Here is a 23,828-nt window from a genome sequence, read left to right as displayed (position 1 = left end):
CGCGGTGGGCGTCGTCAGCCGCGTGCCGGCGGCGACGCAATGGACACGTCACGTTCCGCGCGGCCGGCTGCCGCGCCGGATGAACTGCTTCAGTCGTCGATCTCTACCGGTACGCCGAGCCCGACCTTTACCCGGCTCATGCTCACGAGCGTCTTGAAGCGCTTGACGTTGTTATTGGAAAAGAAAAGCTGCCGGGTCAGGTCGTTGTATTGCTCCATGTCCCGCACGGTCAGGATCAGTACGAAATCCCACTCGCCCGCGACGTAGTAGCACTGCTGAATCTGCGGACACCGTTCAAAGGTCCGCTTCATGGAATCGAGCAGATCGATTTGCTCACTCTCGACTTCCACCATGGAAACAATAGTAAGAGGACATCCCACCTTTTCGGGCGAGACGATGGCCGCATACCGGTCAATCACGCCGTCTTCGGCCAGGCGGCGCAAACGGCGGTTCACGGCGGCAGTCGAGAGATTGACCCGCGCGCCAAGTTCATTTTGGGGCAGTTGCGCGTCCTGCTGGACCTCGGCTAGCAGCTTGCGATCGAATACATCGAGGGTGATAGCCATGGTGTGGGGTCCTGGTACGAAAGTGAGAAATTATTGCGTGAGGACCCAAGATTTAGGGATTAATTTAACCACGTCAAGCAATATTATTTTGTCATTGGCTGGCGTGTCGATTTCCCGCAGGGGTAATGCGACGGTCCGCCCCGGACACTGACTCACTGGAGCCGCACCGCAATGCTGATCGCTAACAAGCACGCGTCGCACACTGACTATCCCAACGAACTGAAGACTATGCTGAGTGTCGAGTCCGCTGAACAGAGCCGTGCATGGCTTAAGAACTGGCAGCTTCTCAGTTCGTTCGCTACGCCTCTATGGGATCTGCCCGATGCGGCAGCACGACTCGGCGTGGCGCGTCTGAGCATCAAGGACGAATCCGTCCGCTCACCACTCGGTAGCTTCAAGGCTCTGGGCGCACCGATCGCGCTCATACGCCTGATTCTGCGTTTGTGGCCCGAGCATGATCTCGATCCGAAGGGCTTGATCCAGGGACGCTACAAGGCAATGCTCACGAACCTCGCCGTGATCAGTGCGACCGACGGCAACCATGGCAAGGCCTTGGCCGCTGCGGCACAAACGCTCGGTTGCAATTGCGTGATCGTCTTGCACGCCAACGTGAGCGCCGAGCGCGAACAGGCCATCGCTGCGTATGGCGCGCAAATCATTCGCATCAGGGGCAACTACGACGAGTCGGTGCAAGAAGCCGCACGCCTTGCGAAGGAAAACGGCTGGCACGTGGTCTCAGACACATCCTATGAAGGATATGAAGCCATTCCTCGCGACGTCATGCAGGGTTATGGCGCGATCGCGGCCGAGATCGTGGAGCAGTCTGGAAGCCATGCAGACGAATCCGCGTTCACGCACGTATTTCTGCAAGGCGGTGTCGGCGGTCTCGCTGCTGGGCTCGCCAGCTATCTCTGGGAGATTCATGGCCGCAAACGTCCACGCTTCGTCGTCGTCGAGCCGCAGCAGGCGGATTGTCTGTATCAAAGCGCGCTCCAAGGCCGGGCGGCGAAAGCGACTGGCTCCGTAGATTCAGTCATGGCAGGTCTTGCGTGCGGCGAAGCTTCACCACTTGCGTGGAAGATCCTCGAGCCGTGCATCGACGATTTCATGACGATCAGCGATGAAGACGCGATCGGGGCAATGGGCAGGCTCGCGGCCGGAACCGGCGCAGACATTCCGCTGGTAATCGGCGAATCCGGCGCAGCAGGCTATGCCGGCGTCGAAGTAGTGATGCGCCATTCACAACTTGCGCGCGCCATCGGTTTGAATAGGGAATCACGAGTTCTGGTGATCAGCACGGAGGGAGCGACGGCTCCGTCGCTCTACAGCCAATATGTAGGCGAGACGGCCGACTCAGTTCTTGCGCGTCAGGCTCAATGGCTGAAAGCAGCAGTTCGATAAGACAATCCAAATCGCTATCGAAAAGGGATACGCATTATGGAAAGCTCCTTGCAATCGCAATTGAAGAGTTGGCGCCAGCATCTGCACCAGAACCCGGAAACCGGTTTTGAGGAAGTTGCCACTTCGGACTATGTCGCGAGGGCTTTGAAAGCCCTCGGCCTTGACGTGCACCGGGGCATTGGCGGAACGGGTCTGGTCGCCAACCTCGCAGTCGGCAATGGCCGCGGCGTGATTGGCCTGCGCGCCGACATGGATGCGTTGAATATCGCGGAGAACGCACCGGGCCGCCCGCATGCCTCGCGATCGCAAGGCAAGATGCACGCCTGCGGACACGATGGACATATGTCGATGATTCTCGGCGCGGCGCGTCTGCTTGCCGAACGAAGGGACTTCAGCGGCACTGTGCGATTCATTTTTCAGCCGGCCGAAGAACACGGCCGCGGCGCGAAAGCGATGATGAAAGACGGGCTCTTCGAGCGATATCCCGTCGACGCGATCTTTGGTGCGCACAATATGCCCGGCATGCCCGCCGGGACATTCGCGACGCGCGCCGGCGGCATCATGGCCAGCGAAGACAATTTCGTCATTCACATCAAGGCCCGTGGCACGCATGCAGCCAGGCCGCACATGGGCATCGATCCCATCGTGATCGCGTCGCAAATCGTGCTGGCATTACAGACAATTGTGTCCCGCAATCTTGATCCGAGCCTGCAGGCGGTGATCTCCTGCACGGAATTCATCACGGACGGTATCCGCAACGTCATCCCGTCGAACGTGACGATCAAGGGTGATACGCGCAGCTATGCACCCGAAGTCCAGGCGATGCTCGCAACCCGCATGCGCGAAATCAGCGAAGGCATCTGCCATGCGCACGGGGCTGAATGCACGTTCGAATACACGCACGAATTTGCGCCCACCGTCAATTCACCGGAATATGTGGACCTTGCCGTTGCCGCGGCCCGCAGTATCGCCGGCGTGGATAAAGTCGACGTCAGCGTGCAGCCCATGATGATCTCCGAGGATTTCGGTGCGTTCCTTCAGGCCGTACCTGGCAACTTTATTTTCATTGGCAACGGCGATACGGGGAAGGAAGGAGGTATTCCGCTCCACAACGCCACATACGACTTCAACGACGAGATATTGCTCACCGGCGCGCGATACTTTGCTGAGATAGCGCGACTCGCGCTTCCTCTTTCCTGAGTGACATCCGCTTCGAGTCGCCGGCTTGAACAACGGCCAGCCCGCTTTCGTCCGGAATCGCGGGCCATCTTCCATGATCGACAGTCCCCGAGGTAGTGCGGGTGGAGCGCCGCTTACTGTGGAAGCGCATAGGCAATCACATAGTCGCCGAGTTTGGTCCCGAACGAACCGTGACCACCGGCCGCGATCACCACAAACTGGCGGCCGTTCACGGAGTAGCTCATCGGCGTGGCCTGGCCGCCGGCAGGCAGGCGCGCCCGCCAAAGCTCCTGGCCGTTGTTCGCATCGAACGCGCGAAGGTAGTTGTCCGCCGTCCCGCCGATGAAGACGACGCCGCCCGCCGTGACGATCGGGCCGCCTAGCATCGGCATGCCCATTCTGAATGGCAGCGGAACCGGCGAGTTGTCGCGCACGGTGCCGATGCGTTTTTTCCATACGATCTCATTGGTCTTGAGATCGATCGCGGAGATATAGCCCCAAGCCGGCTGCTTGCACGGCAAGCCGAATGGCGAGAGGAACGCGTTGAGCGTCACGCCGTACGGCACGCCATATTGCGGCTGGATGCCCGACTCCGTGCCGCTGCCCTTGGCGGCCGGCACCGGCTCCATCGGATTGCCCGGGCCGCGCGGGATCAGACGCGAAACGAACGGCAGCGCGATCGGGTTTGCAACGGCAATCTGACGGTCGGTATCGATGGCAAGGCCGCCCCACTCGAACATGCCGAGGTTGCCCGGAAACACGAGCGTACCCTGTAGCGAAGGTGGTGTGAAAGTGCCTTCGTAGCGCAGCTTGTGGAACATCACGCGGCACACGAGCTGGTCGTACATCGTCGCTCCCCACATGTCGGCGTCGGTGAGCAGCTTCTTCGGACGGAACGTAAGCTGGGAGAACGGTTGCGTCGACGAAACGTGGTCACCGGGCGCTGCGCCCTGCGGCACCGGCATTTCGGGTGCGGGCACTACGAGCGCGCCGGTGCGTCGGTCCAACACGAACAGGTTGCCCGTCTTCGCGGGGGCGTACACGACTGGAAGACTCCGGAATCATCAAAATTCTTTTTATTGATCAGTGACTTATGCTGTCTTGTCGCGATAATCCAGCGTCTGAAAATGTGCCGACACGTCCTAATGGAATCAATAGCTTACGCAACGTTTTGAACAGGCGTGAGTGGCTGGCTGCGTGACGGACGTCGCTGCCGATTTACTTCAAATCGGCGATGGGAAATCGCGTGCATGGCAATTGACACGAAATTCGGCTTCGCCGCTCTGTTCTAGGAACGGGATATAAGCCGCGCGTCGTACGTGGCGCAAGCGTGCGACCATGGTATGTATCAATACCAGCCGTAGTCCCTTACGGCCTCCCGGAAGATAGCGTGGAACGACGCATGGCGCGTGTTGAGTCAAAAGATCCGTTCGTCACAGCGTCATGACACCGGCAAGCCGTTGCGCCTGCGCAGTTCCAGAATCAGTGCGCTGTGGTCCAGCTCGCCGTCGCCATGTTCGACCATGTCAGTGAAGAGGCCATCGACGAGCCCCAGTACCGGCAACTCCAGCCCCAAGCTCTGCGCGAAATCGAGCGCGGTCTTCGTATCCTTGATCTGATACTTGGCCGGACCGCCCGGCACAAAGTCTCGCGCGATCATGCGTGCCGCGTGCTGGCGGAGGATCGTCGAGTCGGCGAATCCTCCAAGCAGCGCCGCGCGGACTTGCGCGGGATCGGCGCCGCCGCGTTCCGCGAGCAGCATCGCTTCGGCGACCGTGGCGATCGTGCTCGCTACCATCATCTGGTTGACGAGCTTCGCGAGCTGGCCCGTGCCCGCCGGGCCGATGCGCGTCGGACGGCCCATCGTCTGCAATACGGCGCGCACGCGTTCGAAGACCTCCGCCTCGCCGCCGGCCATGATCGCGAGCGTGCCATCCTGCGCGCCTTTCTCGCCGCCGGAAACGGGCGCGTCGAGATAGCCGATGCCGCGTGCCGCCGCGGCCTCGGCGTGGCGCTGCGCCGTCTCGACAGGAATCGAGCTCATTACGATCAGCACGCTCGACGCACGCATCGTCGCGCATCCGGACATGCTCCACTCCGACGCCCGCCCAGGATTTCCCCTGGCTGACACGCGCCGTTCTACGGTATTAAATAAATCAACTTGATTTATTTAGTCGCCAACCAGACGACGATCCCTCCGGAGGAGACACGTGAGAAGTCCTCATATCGGTCAAGGCAGCAATTCGGCAAACGTGCGTCGTTACAACGAGCGCCTGTTGCTGCAGGCGCTGCGTCGTACGGGACCCGCATCGAAAGCTGACCTGGCACGCCTGGCGAACCTGACAGGCACGGCGGTGGGCAGCATCGTCGCGTCACTTGGCGAGGCCGGACTGATCGAATTCACCGGCCGCCGTCTGGAAGGCCAGCGCGGCCAGCCCGCCTCCCTGATCCGCCTGCACCCGCGCGGCGCCTTCGGCATTGGCGTGCGGCTCGACCGAACCACCATCGAGACGGTGCTGGTGAACTTTGCTGGAGAGGTGCTGGCTCGCCGCGCGCACGACGTGGTGCTGCCCCACCCCGCCAGGGTGCTCGAAATCGTGCAGGACGATATTCACGGCATCCTTCAGGTCCTCACCTCGCACGAACGCGAGCGGCTGGCCGGCGTCGGCGTCGCGCAGCCATACAACCTGGGAAGCTGGCTGCGCGAACTTGGCCTGCCGGCCGACACCTTCCGCGCCTGGGACGGCGTGGACTTCGCGAGCGAACTCGGGCGGGCCCTGTCCCTGCCGGTGTTCAGCGAGAACGACGGCAACGCTGCCGCCATCGCTGAGCTGTTCTACGGCCACGGGCGTCAATCGGACGATTTCATCTACCTGTTTCTCGGGCCGGCGATAGGCGGCGGCATCGCTGTAGACGGCGATTGTCTGCGCGGCGTGAGCGGCAATGCGGGCGATATCGGCGTCATGCCGGTTCCGCCCAGCCGCCTGCCTTCAGCCCTTCAGCCCAGAGGGCAATGGGACATCCTGCTCTCACGCGCGTCCCTCAACGCGCTCACACGGCATCTGCGCTACTGCGGCGAGTCGATTGAAAAGCGGGCGGATATCGAAGCCTGCTTGGCGCGCGGTCTGCCAGCCGTCGATGAATGGATCGACGATTGCATCGATGCGCTTGCCCCCGCCCTGCGCTCGATGCTGTGCGTGCTCGACGTTCCGGTCGTCATCCTCGACGCCGACGTCGACTGCGGGTTGCTCAATACCCTGATGAAGCGCCTGCGCACCGCCATGATCGCGACCGCGCCGGAAGCGCGCGGCACCCCGGAGATGGTGCAAGGCACGTTCGGGCCGGATGCAGGCGCGATCGGCGCCGCAACGCTGCCGATGTTCTTCAACTTTTCGCCGCGCACGGGAATTCTCAAAGGCGCGGGTACTACACCCCAGGAGGTGACCCATGTCCAGTTCTGAATCCCGCCCCGCGCTGCTGGAGATGCGTGGCATCAGCAAAACCTTTCCCGGTGTGCGCGCGCTCGACAACGTGCGCCTCACCGTGTATCCAGGCGAAGTGCATTCGCTGATGGGCGAAAACGGCGCCGGCAAGTCGACCCTGATGAAAATCCTCTCAGGCGCTTACCAGGCCGACGCAGGCGGACAGATTCTCATCGACGGCAAGGCTGAGGTCATCGACGGCCCCCTCGCAGCGAGAGCCCTTGGTGTGGCTGTCATCTACCAGGAATTAAGCCTTGCGCCCAATCTGTCGGTCGCCGAAAACATCCACGCGGGGCGCGAATTGCGCAAGGGTGGCCGCTGGGGCGTAATCGACCGCCAGGGAATGGAGCGCGCCTGCGAAGCCGTGCTCAAACGCCTGGGTGCTGCCTTCAGGCCGCATACCCTGGTGGGCGACCTGTCCATCGCCGAGCGGCAACTCGTCGAGATCGCACGGGCTGTCCACACCCGCGCACGTATCCTCGTGATGGACGAGCCCACTACACCGCTGTCGTCGCGCGAGACGGACCGTCTGTTCGATCTGATCCGCCAGTTGCGCGCCGAAGGGCTCGCGATCATCTACATCAGCCATCGGATGGCAGAGATCTATGAGCTTTCCGATCGCGTTTCCGTGCTGCGCGACGGCACCTATGTCGGCACGCTGGACCGCGACCAGCTCTCCGCCGAGAGTCTCGTGAAAATGATGGTTGGTCGCGACATCTCCGGCTTCTACAAGAAGCAGCACGCGCCCTACGATCCGGGCAAAGTCGTGCTGTCGGTGCGCAATGTCGCCGACACAGGACGCGTGCGCGGCTGCAGCCTGGATCTTCACGCGGGCGAAGTCCTCGGCATCGCTGGCCTCGTGGGCGCCGGGCGCACCGAACTGGCCCGCCTCATCTTTGGCGCCGAACCGCGCGTCAGCGGCGAAGTGGCAGTGGACGGCAAGGTTCTCGCACTGCGCACCCCGCGAGATGCAATCGACGCGGGCCTCGTCTACCTCACCGAAGACCGCAAGGGCCAAGGCCTCTTTCTCGACATGAGCGTGCGCGACAACATCAACGTCGCGGTCTGCAACCGGGACGCGCGGCTCGGAGTACTCGATCTGGCGCGCGGTGCTTCCCGCGCACGCGATGCGATCTCCGCGCTCTCCATCCGCGTACCGAACGCCAAGGTCAACGCGGGCGCGCTCTCCGGCGGTAACCAGCAAAAAGTGTTGCTGTCGCGCCTGCTCGAGACCAAGCCGCGCGTGCTCATTCTTGACGAGCCGACACGCGGGGTGGACATCGGCGCGAAGTCCGAGATCTACCGGATCATCAACGACCTCGCGCGCTCGGGCGTGGGCATCATCGTCATATCGAGCGAGCTGCCGGAAATCATCGGTGTGGCCGATCGCGTGCTGGTGATGCGCGAAGGCGAATTTGCGGGTGAACTCGGCGGGCACACCGGCACGCCAATTGTTCAGGAAACCATCATCGAACTGGCCACGGGCTCTCGCCCCGCGCTGGGCGAAGCTGCCTGATTTCTGAAAGAGACAGGATCTCGAGTATTTAGGAGGACGACATGAGCAATACCACCAAGCACCACGACGCCGACGCAGTCCCGGTCCCGAAAGCACCCACCCAGGTCCAGCGGCAGTCGCGTATCGAACACCGCGAGCGCATGCAGTCGCTGATGCGAACGGCAGGCATGCTGCCCGTGCTCGTGCTGCTGTGCATCGGCTTCGGCGTCGGTACCGACAGCTTTTTCAGTCTGCAGAACCTGTCGATCGTCACGCAGCAGGCATCGATCAACATCGTGCTGGCCGCCGGGATGACCTTTGTCATTCTGACGGGCGGGATCGATCTGTCAGTCGGCTCGGTGTTGTCGGCCGCCGCGGTGGCGGCCTTGCTTGCGTCGAACATTCCTGGCTGGGGCTGGCTCGGCATCCCGACCGCCCTCGCCGTCGGGATCGGCTTCGGCCTGATCAACGGCGCGCTGATCGCCCTCCTGAGGCTGCCGCCTTTCATCGTCACACTCGGCGCGCTGACTGCGGTGCGCGGTGTTGCCCGACTGCTCGGCCATGACACGACCGTCTTCAATCCGCAACTGTCGTTCGCCTTCATTGGCAATGGCACGGTCCTCGGCGTCCCCTGGCTTGTGGTGATCGCGATCGCGGTGGTCGCGCTGTCGTGGTTCATCCTGCGTCGCACCGTCCTCGGACTGCGCATCTACTCGGTCGGCGGCAACCCCGAAGCCGCTCGCCTGTCGGGCATCAAGGTGTGGGGCATCCAGATGTTCGTCTATGCGATGTCGGGTCTGCTTGCCGGCTTGGGCGCAGTGATGTCCGCAGCCCGCCTTTATGCGGCGAACGGTCTGCAGATGGGACAGTCGTACGAACTGGACGCTATCGCCGCGGTGATTCTCGGCGGCACCAGCTTCGTCGGCGGCGTGGGCTCAATCGTCGGCACGCTGGTTGGCGCGCTGATCATCGCAGTCCTGACCAACGGACTGGTTTTGCTCGGCGTATCCGACGTCTGGCAATACATCATCAAGGGCCTCGTCATCATCGGCGCCGTGGCGCTCGACCGCTTCCGTCAACGCGGATCAGCCCGCACCTGAAATACGCCTTCCCACGCTGTTCCCGCTCGCTTCAAAAACCCATGGGCGCAAACCGGTCCCCTTGCGCCCCACTCACCCAATGGACCACCTTGGAGACAGAGAAAATGTTCAAGCAAAAAGTCGCTTTCGTCAGCATCGCCCTAGCGATGGGCCTCAGCCTCACGCTGCCCGCGGCGAAAGCCGCCGACAAGCCGCTCAAGGCGATTGGCATCACCGTCGGATCCCTCGGCAACCCCTACTTCGTCACGATCGTCAAAGGCGCCGAGGCGAAGGCGAAACAGATCAACCCAAGCGCGAACGTCACCGCAGTGTCGGCAGACTACGACATGAACAAACAGTTCACGCAGATCGACAACTTCATCGCCGCTCACGTTGACATGATCCTGCTCAACGCAGCAGACCCGAAGGCCATCGAGCCTGCCGTGAAGAAGGCTCAGGCCGCTGGCATCGTGGTCGTCGCAGTCGATGTGGCCGCCGCGGGCGCTGACGCCACGGTGCAGACCAACAACGTCCAGGCCGGAGAAATCTCATGCGATTACATCGCCAAAAAACTCAACGGCAAGGGCAACGTCATCATCGAAAACGGGCCCCCCGTCTCGGCGGTGGTCGACCGGGTGAAGGGTTGCAAGTCGGTATTCGCGAAGCATCCGGATCTCAAGGTGCTGTCTGACGATCAGGATGCAAAGGGCTCCCGCGAAGGCGGCATGAACGCCATGCAGGGCTATCTCACGCGGTTCCCGAAAGTCGATGCGGTATTCGCGATCAACGACCCGCAGGCAGTGGGCAGCGATCTGGCGGCCAAGCAACTCAACCGCAAAAACCTCTTCATTACGTCCGTCGACGGTGCACCGGACATCGAAAACGCTCTGAAGACCGACACACTGGTCCAGGCTTCCGCGAGCCAGGATCCGTGGTCCATGGCGCAAACGGCCGTGACGGTCGGCTACGGCATCATGAACGGCAAGAAGCCCGCCAACTCGATGATCCTGCTGCCATCGACGCTCGTGACTCGGGACAACGTGAACAGCTACAAGGGCTGGTCCGCGCCCCACTAAGCTCACACCGTCAATTACACGCTGGATCAGCATGTCAAATCTCACTCAGTCGCCCGCCTGGCGGGCGCTCGCAGAACATCGCGAGAGCATCGCGCGTATTTCGATAGCCGGTCTTTTTGCGCAGGATGACGAACGTTTCGAGCGATTCTCGCTGGAGGCGGCCGGTATCTTCGTCGACTACGCCAAGAGACACCGTCGGCTGCGGCGATGCCTGCGTCGGCGCCTGGATGGCGAGCATGCTCAGTCGGCCTGACGCACCGCCGACATCCCATCTGCGCTTTTCTGCCGCTTGTGCAGCCGTGGTGTGTGCGCAGCAAGGAGCCTATGCTCCCACCATGGACGAGGTGACTGCGCTGGCTGGTTTGTAGGATTCCTACTCAACGCTTTCTTGTGAATGCCATGACTACAGCATCGACAAATCAGCCAGACTTGCCCGGATTCGCCTTCGTCCTGTTCGGTGGAACAGGGGATCTGGCGATGCGCAAGATCCTTCCCGCGCTATATGCCGCGCACCGCGACGGCATGCTCGCGCCCGACGGCAGGATCGTCTCGGTCGCGATGACGGCACTGGATCGCAGTGGCTATCTCGCATGGGTCGAGGAGCACGTCAAGCCGCACATATCGGGAACCGCGATCGACGACGCGGTATGGCGAGGCTTTCTCGACCGCGTCACGTATGTCGCGCTCGATGCCGGGCAGCCCGATTCGTACTCGGTGCTGGGCGAAGCGATCGGCGCAGCTCACGGCAGACGCATTTTCTATCTGGCGACCGGGCCGGCGCTATTCGAGCCGATCTGCAGCGCGCTGGGGGCCGCAGGGCTGACCGACGGTGCGCGTGTCGTGCTGGAGAAGCCGCTCGGTTACGATCTGGAATCGTCCCGTGCCATCAACGATGCGGTCGGCAGGATCTTCAGCGAAGACCAGATCTACCGCATCGACCACTACCTCGGCAAGGAAGCGGTACAGAACCTGTTTGCACTTCGCTTCGGTAACTCGCTGTTCGAGCCGCTGTGGCGTCGTGAATGGGTCGAGAGCATTCAGATCACGGTAGCCGAGGAACTCGGCGTCGAAGGTCGCGGCAACTTCTACGATCAGACCGGCGCATTGCGCGATATGGTGCAGAACCACCTGCTACAGCTCATGTCGATCGTTGCGATGGAGCCACCGCAATCGATGGACGCGGATGCAGTGCGCGACGAGAAACTACGCGTGCTGCGCGCGCTCAAGCCGGTGCTCGGTGAGCAGATCAGGCAAAACGTCGTGCGCGGCCAGTATCATGCGGGCGCCATCAACGGCGTGTCAGTCACTACTTACCAATCTGAAGCAGGCGTCAGACCAGATAGCAGGACCGAGACATTTGTCGCACTGAAAGTAGAGGTCGAAAACTGGCGGTGGGCCGGCGTGCCGTTTTTTCTGCGCACGGGCAAGCGGTTGACGGCCCGTGTCGCTGAAATTGTCGTCAACTTCCGGACCGTGCCGCACTCCGCGCTGGGGCCGACGGCCCTGCGTCCGGGTTCGAACCGGCTGACGATCCGTTTGCAGCCGACTGAATCGATCCGACTCGCCGCGCTCGCGAAGCAGCCGGGTCTAGGGATGACGCTGCAGGGCGTCTACCTTGATCTCGCGTTCGATCAGTTCTTTCAGCAGGACAGGATGGAGGCCTACCAGCGCCTGTTGCTCGATGTCATCGCCGGACGGCTCGCGCTCTTCGTGCGGCGCGATGAACAGGAGGCGGCGTGGCGGTGGGTCGCACCGATCATTGATGACTGGGCCACTCAGGAAAGCCCTCCCAAACCCTACGCGTCGGGTACCTGGGGACCGGCCGCGAGCAGCGCGCTGCTCGCGCGCCACAACACATGCTGGCTGGAAGAAGAGAACTGAGTGCAGTCCGGACGCTGTCTGGTTGAAGCCGCCCGGACGTGCCCCAGCCACCCGCTTGTCTAATGGCACACGCTATGCGGTGACGTGGCCTTTTGAAGACCGCCTGGCGAAGTGCGGCTCTAATTCATTTCCTCTCAAGACAGCGATCATGGATAAATTCTGGCACCTTGAATGGCCACACGGCGCGCTTGATGTGCATGCCAGGGGCGGCATGCTCGGCGGGGTGGCGCTCAAGCGCGGTGACCGACAGGTCCGGCCGTTTTACGAGCCCCCATGGATCGGCGACGGAACGCACCAGCGGCCGGAATTACTTAACCATATGAGAAGCGAATTCCCGTGTGTTCCCTTTGGTGTGTCCTATGCACGGGAGGCCGTCGTGGAAAGCTGGCAGGAGAGCGTCACCACACCCGTCACCGAATCCCACGCCCTGCTGGATTCGAGCGACGATCTGCTGCATGGTTATGGCTGCGTGACTGACTGGACACTCGTGCGGCAGACGGATCTTGAAATCGAGATCGCGCTCGAGTATCCGCCTGCCTCACCGATAGCGCGTCTTGTCCGGGTGGTCCGTGCCGACCCGAATGGCCCCGCGATTGATTTCTCGTTAGCAGTCGAGGCGCGCAAGGAGACACGCCGTCCGATCGGTTTGCATCCCAATCTGGCGCTTCCATCACTCGCTGGCGCATTTCAGATCGATCCCGGCGCGTTTCGTTTTGGCGTCGTTCACCCGGGCGGGCCCGAACCTGGCGTATCTCGCGCAGAGCCGGGGGCATTTTTTGACAGGCTTGATCAGGTGCCACTGCGTGCCGGTGGCACAGCGGCGTTTGATCGCTTTCCGCTTCCTCACAATACTGAAGAAATCGTCCAGCTCTGTGGGGTGGACGGAGCGGTGATCCTGACGGATGACGAATCTCAGGTTGCGTATCGCCTCTGTTGGGATGCCTCTGTACTCCCATCGCTTTTGCTGTGGATCAGCAATCGGGGCCGTAGCTACGGTCCCTGGAACAGCCACAATCTCTGCCTGGGCGTCGAGCCCGTGGCAAGTGCTTTTGAACTGGGCTGCCGTGCCGCGCTGGCGGCGAACCCAATCAATGAACGGGGTATTCCGACCGCAATAGCACTCGATCCGGGTCAACCGGTCGAATTCGCTTATCGATTCGAGGTCCTGACCCAATGAATGCGTCGAGGCCGTTGCTTTAAACGCAGCGCGCCTTGAACGTCCTGATTCGACACGACTACCTTAATGTCACCCCATCCTCCGGAGTCCTGATGAAGATCGACCGCAATTCGCAACTCGCCCTGCACTTCCCCGCGCCCAACGAGATTCCGGCTGAACACCGTCTCAGCGCACCCGTTCATCAGCGCGGTTTCCTTATCGACGGCCAGATACCCGCGTGGAACGGCCCCTTCAAGACTGTGTTCTCGCCAGTCTGCACGCGCGATCCCTCCACTGGTGACGTAAGCCAGATCGAGATTGGCAGCTACCCGCTGATGAGCGAGGTGCAGAGCGACGCCGCGCTGGACGCCGCGGTAGCCGCGTACGACAGCGGCAGAGGCAAATGGCCAACGATGACGGTCGCCGACCGCATCGCCTGCATGCACAAGTTCGTGAACGGCATGGTTGAGCGCCGGCAGGCGATCGTGAACCTGATCATGTGGGAGATCGGGAAGAGCCTCGCCGACTCGCTCAAGGAGTTCGACCGGACCGTAGAGTACATCCAGGCCACGATCGAGGCCCTGAAGGACATGGACAATGGCCATTCGCGATTTATGGTCGTCGAAGGGACAATTGGCCAGGTCCGCCGCACCCCGCTAGGGGTGGTGCTGTGCATGGGGCCATACAACTACCCGCTCAATGAGACCTTCTGCACACTCATTCCGGCGCTGCTGATGGGTAACACGGTCGTCCTCAAGCCGCCCCAGTATGGCACCCTGCTGTTCGAGCCGCTACTCGAGGTGTTTCGCGATGCGTTCCCACCCGGTGTTGTCAACACCATCTACGCACCGGGTGCACTGGTGGTGCCACGCATGCTGGCCACGGGCAAGGTCAACGTGCTGGCACTGATCGGCTCGAGCCGCGTTGCGGATCATCTGAAAAAGCAGCACCCCAAATCCCACCGCCTGCGCGCGGTGTTGGGCCTCGACGCGAAGAATGCGGCCATTGTGCTGCCCGATGCTGACCTGGACCTCGCAGTCAAGGAATGCCTGCTCGGCGCGCTGTCGTTCAACGGACAACGCTGCACCGCCCTCAAGATGCTGATCGTGCACAGGAGTGTTGTCGATACGTTCCTTGAACGCTTTACGGCTGAACTGGCGCGGCTCAAGCTGGGCATGCCGTGGGAGGCCGGCGTGCAGATCACTCCGCTGCCGGGGCCGCATCGCACCGCCTACATGACCGAGGCGATCGAGGACGCGAAGGCCCGGGGTGCGCGCGTCGTCAACGAAGGCGGCGGGGACTTCTGCAGCACGCTGTTCTATCCGGCTGTCGTCTACCCGGTGCGCGAGGGAATGAAGCTGTACCGCGAGGAGCAGTTCGGACCGGTGGTCCCGGTGATGACCTTCGACGCCGTGGAAGAGGCACTCGACTACGTGATCACCTCCGATCACGGGCAACAGGTAAGCATCTTCGGATCCGACGCCGGGCAGATTGGTGCGCTCGTGGATCCGCTGGTCAACCAGGTCTGCCGCGTGAACATCAATTGTCAGTGTCAGCGCGGGCCGGATGTATTCCCGTTCGCTGGGCGCAAGGACTCGGCTGAGGGCACGCTGTCGGTCAGCGACGCGCTGCGCGCGTTCTCGATTCGCTCGATGGTCGCCGCCAAACAGACCGCGCCAAACAGGGAACTGCTGAATACCATCGTGCGCGAGCACCAATCCAAGTTCATTAACACAGACTTCATCCTGTGAGGGGAGCGGACATGATGCATCGCAAACGTAGTGCCAGAATCGTCGCCACGCTGGGGCCGTCGAGTTCCGACCTGACCACGGTGCGCGCCCTGTTCGATGCCGGGGCCGACGTGTTCCGTCTCAACTTCAGCCACGGTACGCACGCCCAGCACCAGGAGCGGCTCGAGATCGTCCGCCGCGTCGAGAGGGACACAGGGCGGCCCATCGCCGTGCTGCTTGACCTTCAGGGCCCGAAGTTGCGCATCGGCACGTTCACCGATGGTCCGGTCACGCTGCAAGCCGGGGCGGCATTTCGCCTCGACCTGGACCCGACCCCGGGCGATGCCACACGCGCACCTTTGCCACACCCGGAAATCTTTGCAGCGCTCGAGACCGGCACCGAGTTGCTGGTCGACGATGGCAAGGTGCGTCTGAAGGTGGGGCGCTTCGGACCAGACTTCGCGGATACGCAGGTCGTCACCGGCGGCACGGTATCGGATCGCAAGGGTGTGAACGTGCCCTCGGTGCTGCTGCCCATCCCGGCGATGACGCCCAAGGACCGCGCCGACCTCGAGTTCGGGCTGACCCTGGGCGTCGATTGGGTCGCGCTATCGTTCGTCCAGAGGCCCGAGGACGTTCGAGAAGTGAAAGGCATTGTGCAGGGGCGCGCTGCTGTCCTGGCCAAGCTCGAGAAACCCGCTGCAATCGAGTCGCTGGACGCGATCATTGATGCGGCCGACGCGATCATGGTCGCGCGTGGCGACCTTGGCGTTGAACTGCCTGCCGAACAGGTGCCGCGCATTCAGAAGCAGATCGTCAGGGCCTGCCGGGCCGCTGGCAAGCCGGTGGTCGTCGCCACCCAGATGCTCGAATCGATGATCACTTCGCCGGTGCCAACCCGCGCGGAGGCCTCCGACGTGGCGAACGCGGTGTACGACGGCGCTGACGCAGTGATGCTATCGGCCGAGTCCGCATCCGGACAATATCCGCGCGAGGCGGTGGCGATGATGGACCGCATCATCGCCGAGGTGGAGTCCGATCCGGACTACCGCAGTGCGATCGATGCATCCCACACAGCGCCGCAGGCCGCGGTTGCCGATGCGATCTGCCTCGCTCTGCAGCAGACCGCGAACCTGCTGCCTGTAGCGGCGATAGTCACCTACACACGATCGGGCTACACCAGCCTGCGCGCAGCGCGGGAACGGCCGGTGGTGCCGGTCCTGAGTATGACGCCGGAGCTCGCCACCGCGCGCCGCCTGGCGCTCGTCTGGGGCGTGCATCCGGTGCACGCCAACGAAAGCGTCTCCGACGTGCCTGACATGGTGAACAAAGCCTGCGCGATCGCTCGACGCGAAGCCTTCGCGCAGACGGGCGACTTTGTCGTCATTGCCTCCGGCATGCCTTTCGGCGTCGCCGGCACCACCAACTTCCTCCACATTGCCAAGGTCTGAGACAGGATCAACGACATCCGTGCAATCGAAATCCTTGACTCGCGCGACAACCCCACAGTCGCCGCCTCGGCCACCCTCGAAGGCGGCGCCGTCGGCTACGCGGCCGCCCCGTCGTGGGCCGACGTGGGCCTGACCGCGAAAGGGCTGGCCGAGGCCCTGGCGGTCGCCCAGCTGCTGCGCAGCAAACGGTTCGAGTTCGATGTCACTGCCCGCCGCCACGAGCCCGGCGACTTCTGCGGCTATCGTGGATGGTGGATAACCTCGAGGAAAAACAGCATTTCAGCCTGCGAGACGTCGGGATATTGGCCTGGCGCTATGTTGCCGATTCACGGCCCCTGTTCACTTGAACGGCAGCTCCGATGCGCACGCCAAGCTGCGTCGCGGCGCTGCCGCGATTCACGGCGATCTCGACTAGCCCGATCGAGTTTTCGTACCAGAAGGCTTGACCGGCCATTGCATCGGAAAAGACCCGGGCATATTCGACGTCGGCATCTGCGATGCCCAGCCGTGCAGTCCTCGGCACCGCTCCAGCCCGCAGCCCCGTCAGTGCATTGCCGTAGTGATCTATGTATATGATCTCGGCGAGATCGCCCGCATCCAACTGTACACGCAAGCCTGTCGTCTCAACGAGCTTGTCGGGAGGCGACTCGCCGCGGCTGACCCATGCTGCCATCGGGGCGAACAGGTCGCGACCATGAAATGAGGCGGAGAGCGCGGCTGGACGCCAGATAATCCGCCAGGTCTGGGTACGCGCCGCGCGCGCCGCCACGACCGAAAGCAGCCCGTTGTCGGGCCCGACGAACCGCTGCCCGTCGGCTTGCAGCACGACGGCATCCCGCTCGCTACCCACACCGGGATCGACCACGGCCAGAAAGACACTATCTGGCGGATACCACTGCGCAAGTGCCGCGAGCAGATGCGCGCCTGCCTGCGAGTTGTAGTTTGGGGCAGTATGCAGCACGTCGATGATAGGGGTACCGGCTGCCGCGTGTCGCAGCAAGGCGACGCGCACCTGTCCGACATAGATGTCGTCGGCTCCGAAATCGGTAAAGAGTGCGAGCATCGCATAGCCTCCCTTGCAGTCCTCTACTGTTTCCTCTCATCGCGATGATGAGGGGCGTGGCATCGATCAGATAACCATGTTGGCATTGTTCAGTTGGTCCATTCCTGTAGCAGTGCCATCATGCTCTGCGCGAGCGGAGAAAGGTACGCGTCCTTTCGGAAGACCGCCCTGATGTGACGTCGCAAGTCGAGTTCGTTGGTATCGACATTGAGCGCGCGCAATCCTTCCAGCGCGTCAAATGACTCCGTGCCCGCTACGCAGAGCATCGCGGTGCGGCGCAACAGATGCAGAAGCGAGGTGCTGCCGAAATCCGTTTCCACGCGCAGCCTTGGCACGTCGAGACCAAGCCTCGCGAAGGCCGCGTCCACTTGCTGACGAGCAGGTATGGTCGGCCCCGGTAGCAGCCATTCCTGATCCGCCAGATCAGCGAGCCGAAGATTGCGCTTGAGGTGCAACGGATGCGACTCATCGGCGAGCACGGACAGGCTGTCGCGTAAAAGTTCGACGAACGACAGTCCGTCTGCATCCGCTTTCGGCTCGGGAGCCACGATCAGGTCGAGTTCACCAACGACGAGTAAATCGACAAGGTCGTGGGCGCTGTTCGACCCGCGGCGGTCATAAGAGCCGATGCGGCGGGGAAAGACATCACACCGGCAGAGTCGACCGCGATTGCGACGTCCCGAGCTATGCAGTGTCCACTATCGGCAACGTGAAATAAAACGTCGCGCCTTGATCCGTGTTGTTTTCGGCCCAAAGCCTGCCACCGTGCGTCTCGACAATCCCGCGGCTGATCGACAACCCGAGGCCAAGGCCGTTGGGCTTTGAGGTAACAAACGGTTTGAAGATCATTGCGAGTTGGTCGCCGGAAAGGCCGGTCCCGTGATCGCGTACGGCGACGCGCACGGTCTGCGGGCCCTCATGCGTGACGAGTACTGTCACGCGGCGGTCGTTGGACACGCAACCGTCCATTGCCTCGAACGCGTTAAGCAGGAGATTGAGCATGACCTGCTCCAACTGAACCTTGTCGCCATACACCTTGACCGGAGCGCCATTGACGTCGATTGACACACGTATGCCGCGCTGGATGGCATCGCTACGTAGAAGCCGCACGACATCACAGATCACAACGGCGGGGTCGTGCGACGCGAATTCCGGAACGCCTTTCTTGACGAGCGCACGAATTCCCCGGATCACTTCGCTCGCGCGAGCGTTGTCCTCAACGATGTCCTTCAGTATCTCGCACACTTCGTCGAGATCAACCGGATCGGCTTCCACAAGCCGCTGGGCTGCCTGGGTGTTGCTCAGAATGGCCGTAAGCGGCTGATTCAACTCATGGGCAAACGAAGCCGCCAGTCCGCCCATCGTCGATAGTCGCGCGAGGTGGGCCAGTTCCTGCCGGTGCCGATGCAGTTCAATTCGATCGGTCCTGTCCACAATGGTAGCGAGGACTGACACGTCCTCTTCGAATCGAACCATATTGAGTTTGGCCTCGACCGGAAACTCGGTCCCGTCCGCACGCCGCGCGAGCAGATCGCGAGCTGCTCCCGTCGTTAAGGCCTCCGGCCGCGGGCTGGAGCTGCTACTGGTCATCAGTTGCGAGACGAGCATCGTCGCGGGCTGTCCGATCAATTCGTTGCGTCGATACCCAAAGAGCCTTTCAGTCTGCTCATTGACCAGCGCAATCCGACCTCGTTGATCCAGCATAAGAATTGCAACGGGCAGAAATTCAAAAGCGCTTCGAAATTTCTCTTCTGCTTGTCTGAGATCCGTGATGTCGACGCAGGAACCGACAAAGCCGAGGAACGTGCCGTCCGCGTCCGTCTGGGGCACCCCGGTATCGCGGAGCCAACGATACGCCCCGTCCCGCCGGCGCAGACGGTATTCCATAGTGAAATTCTTGCGTGCGTCAAACGATGAGACATATACATTCAGGCACCGCTCGAAATCGTCCGGGTGCACACCCTCCGACCACCCGTTGCCCATTTCCTGCTCAAGCGTGCGCCCGGTAAAATCCAGCCACGGTTTGTTGAAGAACGTGCAAAGGCGAGTTGTGTCTGACATCCAGATCATCACCGGAGCCGCGTCCAACAGCGCTCGGAAGCGTGTTTCGATCCCGGGTAGAGACTTCTCCACTCGCTGCTGCTCAATAGAGTCTCTCGATGTGTCTCGCGTCCTGGCCGCACGCGCGCGGGCGTGATGTTCCAACTTGGTCGTCAAAACGCGGTCAACGGCAGAATTTGCACGATAGTCTTCGCCGAGGCCGGGTATCGCCTTAGCGATGCGCCAACCGGACATTCTGGCGTTTTTCGGTTGCGCAGTGCTTACCTTGCTGTTTACCCGCCCGTGCCCGGCCGCGCGCCGCCGTGACTGACGTATGAGCAGCAGTACGATGGTTAAGGCTCCGAGACCTACAGCAACGGCGGCGATGACCATAGACATGGCGGGTGCGCCCTCGTGAGTTTGGGCAGGGTAGAGTCAGGGACGGTCAAAATTCCACCCCTTATACGCTGGGTGGGGATCAACCTGGTTCCGCGTCAATACAGTGACAGTCGAATGCTCTGATCCGACGAGGTGCCGCGAGCACAAAGAGGTAGCAGGGACTACCCATGGGGTTGTTAGAGGATAGTAAATGTGTGACGCGTTTACTGCAACGCACCCAATTCAACATGAAGGAATCTGGATGTCATATCCGACATGCGAAACGCACCATACATCAAAAGCCGGTTGATGATCGTCGCGGTGTTAGCGTTGCCCGGGTTCGTGTTCACCAACGGCTGTAAGTCGACGGTGCCGCCGTCCGTGACCGCGCGGGGGGAGATCGCCACTGACGACGCTGCGCTCGCCGCCCGGGTGAAGCAGGCGCTCGTCGCGGACCCGGGGCTGAGATCATTGCCGATGAGCGTCGCGACGTATCGAGGCGTCGTGCAGTTGTCGGGATACGTGGATTCGGAGGTACAGATACAGAAAGCGCTTGCCGTGACGCGCGGCGTGCTGGGGGTGCAATCCGTGAACAACGATCTGCAACTCAGGCCGCAATGACGCGCGTTGCCCAAAAACAGATGACTAGCGAGCAGCGCGGGAGAGCGCGCCAAAGCGCGCGGACTGTCTCACAATCGACAAGTTCCTGGCGCGAGACAGCAATGCGTGTGCTGCGCGCGATCGGCGGCTCCGCCAATGGCATAGTGCACCTACACTTCGACGACCATTCCCCTGCGCTCTATCAAGGTCACCGGTCCGGGGCGACCGTGATCGGATCGGCAACAACCTTTCTCAGACATCGGACGCTCATTAGCGGTCGCATCTCATTTGCCTGACTATTCTGGCCCGGCGACCTATCCTGATAGAAAACAGGACGAGGGCAAGGGCCATGCATATCAGGCGATGTGTGACGGGCCTGCTTCTACTGGTGGCTACGCTGGCTGCGGGTTGCCACGGCGGAGGCGACAGCATCATGGCATCGGTGCCGCCGTCCGGATTGACCGAACGCAATGGAGGAGCGCTGTCGTCTGCAGAACTCTACAACCCCGCGACGGGTACCTGGTCACCGACGGGTAGCATGAGCCAGGTGCGTGTCAGCTTCGCCGCAGCCTCGCTGGCTGACGGCAGGGTGCTCGTGGTCGGAGGGACCGATGGCAGCACCACACTGTCATCCGCCGAACTTTACGATCCCCTCGCAGGGGCCTGGTCGCGGACAGGCAGTCTGGTTCACGCGCGCGATTTACTTACTGCCACGACGCTGCCCAATGGACGCGTGCTCGCAGCCGGAGGGCTCGCCCAGAGCATCCTGTCCTCAGATGAACTGTACGATCCTGCCACGGGGACCTGGTCACCGACAGCCAGCATGAGTCAGGCGCGCGAACAGCACACCGCCATCTTGCTACCTGACGGCACGGTACTCATAGCAGGGGGAATCGATCGTGGAATCCTGTCCTCTGCCGATCTGTTTCATTAACGCGGAGGCGCCCGTCGCGGCTACGACGTGGTGGCATGGCGCAAATGGAAGTTGATTGCGTGCCCACGTTACGCAGCAATGCCTGGCCGCATCGCGATAGCTGACGGAAATCGTGCGTTAAGCCGTCATTCCCGGGTCCGGTCTACCGTCCACGCGAATGTCCGTTCATGGCCGAACGCGGCCCGATGCGCTCGACTGAGCCCCACCCGGTGCGTCCTTTCAGCGTTTCAGATAACCGCGCCCCCGGCGTAATTTTCCCGGATTTACTTCCCACCGATATAAGCTTCAGCGCGATCTTACGGCCTACGCGCTGCGCGCAGTGCCGCTCTCATGCTCATTTCTATGTCGTGAATTTTCGCGCCGAGTTCCGCAAAGCTGCTGCGCCCCTCGCCGAATATCTCGCCGTTCATGTAGATCGTCGGCACAACGCTAATATCACGCGCCGACACCTCGCTTTGAAAAATTCCTCCGTCGATCGTAACGTTGTGAATCCGTGGATTGATCACCGCCATCATGTTCAGCGCTTGCACAACGTCCACACAGCTTCCGCAAGAGAGTGAAATATAGGTCTCGAAATAGTAGTCACGTTCTAGCGTTCGGATCTGTTCAATGGTCGTACGGTCGGCTATTACCGGATGTCCTCCCACCTGGAGTATTGCGAGGACGAGAGACGAAAATTCAGGTCCTGTTGGAGTGGCGGCAAACTGAATGCCGGCTTTTGCTCCGACCTGCCTGATTGAAAATGACGGCTTGCGTTCGTCGCCTTGCGGCTCCTCGGTTACCGTCACCAGATCTGTCAACGACGCGATTTCGTTCAACATCGTCAGCATCTCGTGCGATGTTTGTCCACCACCCTGCGACACGATCAATTCGACTGGTCTGCGGATGTTTCGCAGATACGTCTGCAGTTGTGACCTGAGACTGATGTTTAACATGATTCGATCCCGTGCCGGCCTGCACAAGGTTATGTGAAGAAGTGCCAGGAACTGAAAGAAATCTGAACAGAAGGTGTAGCGTGAGTCTGCCATCGGAATCACCCGAGGGCTTTCCGGCGTATATTGCAGTGCCGCAATATTGCTGGTCTGTCTGAATTACCCAAGAACAAGGATATATGCTCACGGCTGACGTGCCAATCAACCGGGTCGGGGAGACGTGGACATTTTCGAAAGCTACGGGTGCCGAAGGCAGCGACGCCGCCGTACCGATTCTTGCGACCATCGACAGTTGTAACGTCACGACGGGGGCATCACGGAAGCCTCCACGCCGCGACAACACGCGAGCACCCAAAGCCGCGGCGCCCGCCGGCGGATCGAGGAAGGGTGCCAGGCAACGCTCCCTCGAACGTCGGTGCGCTTTGGTGGGCTAGCGCGCAGATTCAAAGTGTTCGCGAATCGTCTGAGAGGGGTGCACTCGCGCCTGCTCCGGCGGCTACTTCTATAGCAACCGAGCAAGTTTTAGAACAATCCGGGGGCGGCCCGCGTCGACCGTTCGTTCCTGGTCGTACTGAGTCCGACGGCGTCCGGCTCGGGTCGACCCACAAGGGACGATCAACTTCTTACGAAGCGGACGTTCACGCCGGACGGGAATGCTCCGTCGAACGGCGCGCATCGAATTCGATGAATGTAAGCGATCCATTATCGGCGTCGACCCAAAGGCATTTTGAGCGAGGAGCATAGGTGTCCACCTGTTCCGCCGGGCCCTTTTCATTGCGATCAGGTTCATTTCGAACGGGTGACCAGGCAGCACTACGGCTTCGGTCCGGTCAGGCGCGAGATCGTCGAGGCGGCCTTGAACGAATTTGCCTCCTCGGCCGCGATTCTGGAGCAGCATCTCGCGAGCAGGAACTGGCTCGTCCGCTACGAGGTCACCTACGCCGATTTTCGCGTCGCCTGCGTGCTCCCGTTCGCCGAACTCGCCGGCCTGCCGCTCGCTGATTTTTCCCGCGTCGAAGCCTGGCATGCGCGGCTCATGGAGATCCCCTCCATTCGCAGGGCTCGACGGGCCTGAACTGCCGCCGGCGAGGGCGGAAGCGAGACAACCCTGGGCGGCGTTCGATTGGAGTCGGAAGCCCCGAATGGCGGCCGGAACCTGCTTCGGCGCGCTTGCGTTCTTGTTGTGGCGAGCAGTTGATCAGCACGGTGCCGAACTCGATATCCTGTTGCAAAAGCGTCGCGATAAGGCTGCAGCCAAGCGGTTTTCCAGCGCGTGCCGTTTTACCAGACTCACCGTTCGAGGTCTCATCGTGAATATCAGCGTCTATGGAACACTGGTCGCTACATCCCTTGTCCTTCTCCTGGGCGAGCGACTCGTCGAGCGG

General features: G+C 61.7%; 20 protein-coding genes and 3 pseudogenes. 15 read left to right on the top strand and 8 right to left on the bottom strand.

Going from position 1 to position 23,828, the window contains the following annotated elements:
- Window positions 1-89 precede the first annotated feature (89 nt).
- Window positions 90-566 (bottom strand): Lrp/AsnC family transcriptional regulator, encoded by a 477-nt coding sequence (locus FVF58_RS36150; RefSeq protein WP_149674511.1) that lies wholly within the window; start codon window positions 564-566, stop codon window positions 90-92.
- 171 nt (window positions 567-737) lie between these two features.
- On the opposite strand from FVF58_RS36150, the gene FVF58_RS36145 reads away from it, so the two are divergent.
- Both FVF58_RS36145 and FVF58_RS36140 read left to right on the top strand, forming a co-directional pair.
- The gene (locus FVF58_RS36145) at window positions 738-1,967 is read left to right on the top strand and encodes a diaminopropionate ammonia-lyase (RefSeq protein ID WP_149674510.1); all 1,230 of its coding nucleotides are present in this window, start codon (window positions 738-740) and stop codon (window positions 1,965-1,967) included.
- A 36-nt stretch (window positions 1,968-2,003) separates the two neighbouring features.
- Window positions 2,004-3,167 carry a M20 aminoacylase family protein gene (locus tag FVF58_RS36140; RefSeq protein WP_149674509.1) on the top strand — a complete coding sequence of 388 codons (1,164 nt, stop codon included), beginning with the start codon at window positions 2,004-2,006 and terminating at the stop codon, window positions 3,165-3,167.
- Window positions 3,168-3,280: 113 nt separating this feature from the next.
- Here the strand turns inward: FVF58_RS36140 and FVF58_RS36135 are convergent.
- Window positions 3,281-4,204, bottom strand: a pseudogene (locus FVF58_RS36135) (outer membrane protein assembly factor BamB family protein); the annotation flags it as partial.
- Window positions 4,205-4,587: 383 nt separating this feature from the next.
- Window positions 4,588-5,235 (bottom strand): NAD(P)-dependent oxidoreductase, encoded by a 648-nt coding sequence (locus FVF58_RS36130; protein ID WP_149674508.1) that lies wholly within the window; start codon window positions 5,233-5,235, stop codon window positions 4,588-4,590.
- Window positions 5,236-5,356: 121 nt separating this feature from the next.
- Between FVF58_RS36130 and FVF58_RS36125 the strand changes: the two genes are divergently transcribed.
- The 4 genes from FVF58_RS36125 (at window position 5,357) to FVF58_RS36110 (ending at window position 10,278) form a co-directional block, all read left to right on the top strand.
- Window positions 5,357-6,607, top strand: a complete 1,251-nt coding sequence (locus tag FVF58_RS36125) for an ROK family transcriptional regulator (RefSeq protein ID WP_149674507.1) — start codon at window positions 5,357-5,359, stop codon at window positions 6,605-6,607.
- On the top strand, window positions 6,594-8,144 hold the full coding sequence (locus FVF58_RS36120; RefSeq protein WP_149674506.1) for a sugar ABC transporter ATP-binding protein: 1,551 nt from the start codon (window positions 6,594-6,596) through the stop codon (window positions 8,142-8,144). Before FVF58_RS36125 ends, FVF58_RS36120 begins: the two co-directional genes overlap by 14 nt.
- A gap of 41 nt (window positions 8,145-8,185) precedes the next feature.
- Window positions 8,186-9,223 carry an ABC transporter permease subunit gene (locus FVF58_RS36115; protein ID WP_149674505.1) on the top strand — a complete coding sequence of 346 codons (1,038 nt, stop codon included), beginning with the start codon at window positions 8,186-8,188 and terminating at the stop codon, window positions 9,221-9,223.
- Window positions 9,224-9,327: 104 nt separating this feature from the next.
- Complete coding sequence (locus FVF58_RS36110) at window positions 9,328-10,278, top strand: ABC transporter substrate-binding protein (protein WP_149674504.1); 951 nt, start codon at window positions 9,328-9,330, stop codon at window positions 10,276-10,278.
- 34 nt (window positions 10,279-10,312) lie between these two features.
- Here FVF58_RS36110 and FVF58_RS53275 read toward each other — a convergent pair whose 3' ends face one another.
- Complete coding sequence (locus FVF58_RS53275; protein ID WP_246217338.1) at window positions 10,313-10,516, bottom strand: hypothetical protein; 204 nt, start codon at window positions 10,514-10,516, stop codon at window positions 10,313-10,315.
- Here FVF58_RS53275 and FVF58_RS36105 point away from each other — a divergent pair.
- From FVF58_RS36105 to pyk, 5 genes and pseudogenes are all read left to right on the top strand, one after another.
- Window positions 10,455-10,646, top strand: a pseudogene (locus FVF58_RS36105) (PfkB family carbohydrate kinase); the annotation flags it as partial. The gene FVF58_RS53275 and the pseudogene FVF58_RS36105 overlap by 62 nt on opposite strands.
- A gap of 31 nt (window positions 10,647-10,677) precedes the next feature.
- Entirely contained in the window at window positions 10,678-12,159 is a 1,482-nt protein-coding gene (zwf, locus tag FVF58_RS36100) for a glucose-6-phosphate dehydrogenase (RefSeq protein ID WP_149674502.1), read from the top strand.
- Between the two features lie 148 nt (window positions 12,160-12,307).
- The gene (locus tag FVF58_RS36095) at window positions 12,308-13,336 is read left to right on the top strand and encodes an aldose epimerase family protein (protein ID WP_246217328.1); all 1,029 of its coding nucleotides are present in this window, start codon (window positions 12,308-12,310) and stop codon (window positions 13,334-13,336) included.
- A 92-nt stretch (window positions 13,337-13,428) separates the two neighbouring features.
- Window positions 13,429-15,066 (top strand): NADP-dependent glyceraldehyde-3-phosphate dehydrogenase, encoded by a 1,638-nt coding sequence (locus tag FVF58_RS36090; RefSeq protein ID WP_149674501.1) that lies wholly within the window; start codon window positions 13,429-13,431, stop codon window positions 15,064-15,066.
- A 14-nt stretch (window positions 15,067-15,080) separates the two neighbouring features.
- Entirely contained in the window at window positions 15,081-16,496 is a 1,416-nt protein-coding gene (pyk, locus tag FVF58_RS36085) for a pyruvate kinase (RefSeq protein ID WP_149674587.1), read from the top strand.
- 313 nt (window positions 16,497-16,809) lie between these two features.
- Here pyk and FVF58_RS36075 read toward each other — a convergent pair whose 3' ends face one another.
- From FVF58_RS36075 to FVF58_RS36065, 3 genes are all read right to left on the bottom strand, one after another.
- Complete coding sequence (locus tag FVF58_RS36075) at window positions 16,810-17,559, bottom strand: SAM hydrolase/SAM-dependent halogenase family protein (protein WP_149674500.1); 750 nt, start codon at window positions 17,557-17,559, stop codon at window positions 16,810-16,812.
- A gap of 89 nt (window positions 17,560-17,648) precedes the next feature.
- Window positions 17,649-18,188, bottom strand: a complete 540-nt coding sequence (locus FVF58_RS36070; protein ID WP_281291328.1) for a LysR substrate-binding domain-containing protein — start codon at window positions 18,186-18,188, stop codon at window positions 17,649-17,651.
- A gap of 55 nt (window positions 18,189-18,243) precedes the next feature.
- Window positions 18,244-19,998 (bottom strand): PAS domain-containing sensor histidine kinase, encoded by a 1,755-nt coding sequence (locus tag FVF58_RS36065; protein WP_149674498.1) that lies wholly within the window; start codon window positions 19,996-19,998, stop codon window positions 18,244-18,246.
- Between the two features lie 255 nt (window positions 19,999-20,253).
- Here FVF58_RS36065 and FVF58_RS36060 point away from each other — a divergent pair, with 255 nt between their 5' ends.
- Together FVF58_RS36060 and FVF58_RS36055 are read left to right on the top strand one after the other, a co-directional pair.
- The gene (locus FVF58_RS36060; RefSeq protein WP_149674497.1) at window positions 20,254-20,598 is read left to right on the top strand and encodes a BON domain-containing protein; all 345 of its coding nucleotides are present in this window, start codon (window positions 20,254-20,256) and stop codon (window positions 20,596-20,598) included.
- Window positions 20,599-21,010: 412 nt separating this feature from the next.
- Window positions 21,011-21,511: a Kelch repeat-containing protein gene (locus tag FVF58_RS36055; protein WP_188131028.1), complete on the top strand. Its 501-nt coding sequence runs from the start codon at window positions 21,011-21,013 to the stop codon at window positions 21,509-21,511.
- Between the two features lie 296 nt (window positions 21,512-21,807).
- On the opposite strand, the gene FVF58_RS36050 is transcribed toward FVF58_RS36055, so the two are convergent.
- On the bottom strand, window positions 21,808-22,446 hold the full coding sequence (locus tag FVF58_RS36050) for an alkyl hydroperoxide reductase subunit F family protein (RefSeq protein WP_149674495.1): 639 nt from the start codon (window positions 22,444-22,446) through the stop codon (window positions 21,808-21,810).
- A gap of 796 nt (window positions 22,447-23,242) precedes the next feature.
- Between FVF58_RS36050 and FVF58_RS51745 the strand changes: the two genes are divergently transcribed.
- On the top strand, window positions 23,243-23,518 hold the full coding sequence (locus tag FVF58_RS51745) for a glutathione S-transferase family protein (RefSeq protein ID WP_281291327.1): 276 nt from the start codon (window positions 23,243-23,245) through the stop codon (window positions 23,516-23,518).
- Between the two features lie 106 nt (window positions 23,519-23,624).
- Window positions 23,625-23,708 (top strand): annotated as a pseudogene (locus FVF58_RS36040) (DDE-type integrase/transposase/recombinase); the annotation flags it as partial.
- Window positions 23,709-23,828: the final 120 nt, after the last annotated feature.

This window comes from Paraburkholderia panacisoli (assembly GCF_008369935.1).
Taxonomy (GTDB): Bacteria; Pseudomonadota; Gammaproteobacteria; order Burkholderiales; family Burkholderiaceae; genus Paraburkholderia; species Paraburkholderia panacisoli.
Note: the sequence above shows the minus strand (reverse complement) of the source record. Positions and strands in the feature narration are given on the sequence as shown.

Bases quoted from the DNA above. Each gene is read 5' to 3' on its own strand.
- pyk (WP_149674587.1), top strand. From the start codon at position 15,081: ATGCATCGCAAACGTAGTGCCAGAATCGTCGCCACGCTGGGGCCGTCG.
- FVF58_RS36150 (WP_149674511.1), bottom strand. From the start codon at position 566: ATGGCTATCACCCTCGATGTATTCGATCGCAAGCTGCTAGCCGAGGTC.
- FVF58_RS36140 (WP_149674509.1), top strand. From the start codon at position 2,004: ATGGAAAGCTCCTTGCAATCGCAATTGAAGAGTTGGCGCCAGCATCTG.
- FVF58_RS36050 (WP_149674495.1), bottom strand. From the start codon at position 22,446: ATGTTAAACATCAGTCTCAGGTCACAACTGCAGACGTATCTGCGAAAC.
- FVF58_RS36120 (WP_149674506.1), top strand. From the start codon at position 6,594: ATGTCCAGTTCTGAATCCCGCCCCGCGCTGCTGGAGATGCGTGGCATC.
- FVF58_RS36090 (WP_149674501.1), top strand. From the start codon at position 13,429: ATGAAGATCGACCGCAATTCGCAACTCGCCCTGCACTTCCCCGCGCCC.
- FVF58_RS36115 (WP_149674505.1), top strand. From the start codon at position 8,186: ATGAGCAATACCACCAAGCACCACGACGCCGACGCAGTCCCGGTCCCG.
- FVF58_RS36130 (WP_149674508.1), bottom strand. From the start codon at position 5,235: ATGTCCGGATGCGCGACGATGCGTGCGTCGAGCGTGCTGATCGTAATG.
- FVF58_RS36060 (WP_149674497.1), top strand. From the start codon at position 20,254: ATGCGAAACGCACCATACATCAAAAGCCGGTTGATGATCGTCGCGGTG.
- FVF58_RS36145 (WP_149674510.1), top strand. From the start codon at position 738: ATGCTGATCGCTAACAAGCACGCGTCGCACACTGACTATCCCAACGAA.
- FVF58_RS36075 (WP_149674500.1), bottom strand. From the start codon at position 17,559: ATGCTCGCACTCTTTACCGATTTCGGAGCCGACGACATCTATGTCGGA.
- FVF58_RS53275 (WP_246217338.1), bottom strand. From the start codon at position 10,516: ATGCTCGCCATCCAGGCGCCGACGCAGGCATCGCCGCAGCCGACGGTG.
- FVF58_RS36055 (WP_188131028.1), top strand. From the start codon at position 21,011: ATGGCATCGGTGCCGCCGTCCGGATTGACCGAACGCAATGGAGGAGCG.
- zwf (WP_149674502.1), top strand. From the start codon at position 10,678: ATGACTACAGCATCGACAAATCAGCCAGACTTGCCCGGATTCGCCTTC.
- FVF58_RS36110 (WP_149674504.1), top strand. From the start codon at position 9,328: ATGTTCAAGCAAAAAGTCGCTTTCGTCAGCATCGCCCTAGCGATGGGC.
- FVF58_RS36065 (WP_149674498.1), bottom strand. From the start codon at position 19,998: ATGTCTATGGTCATCGCCGCCGTTGCTGTAGGTCTCGGAGCCTTAACC.
- FVF58_RS36095 (WP_246217328.1), top strand. From the start codon at position 12,308: ATGGATAAATTCTGGCACCTTGAATGGCCACACGGCGCGCTTGATGTG.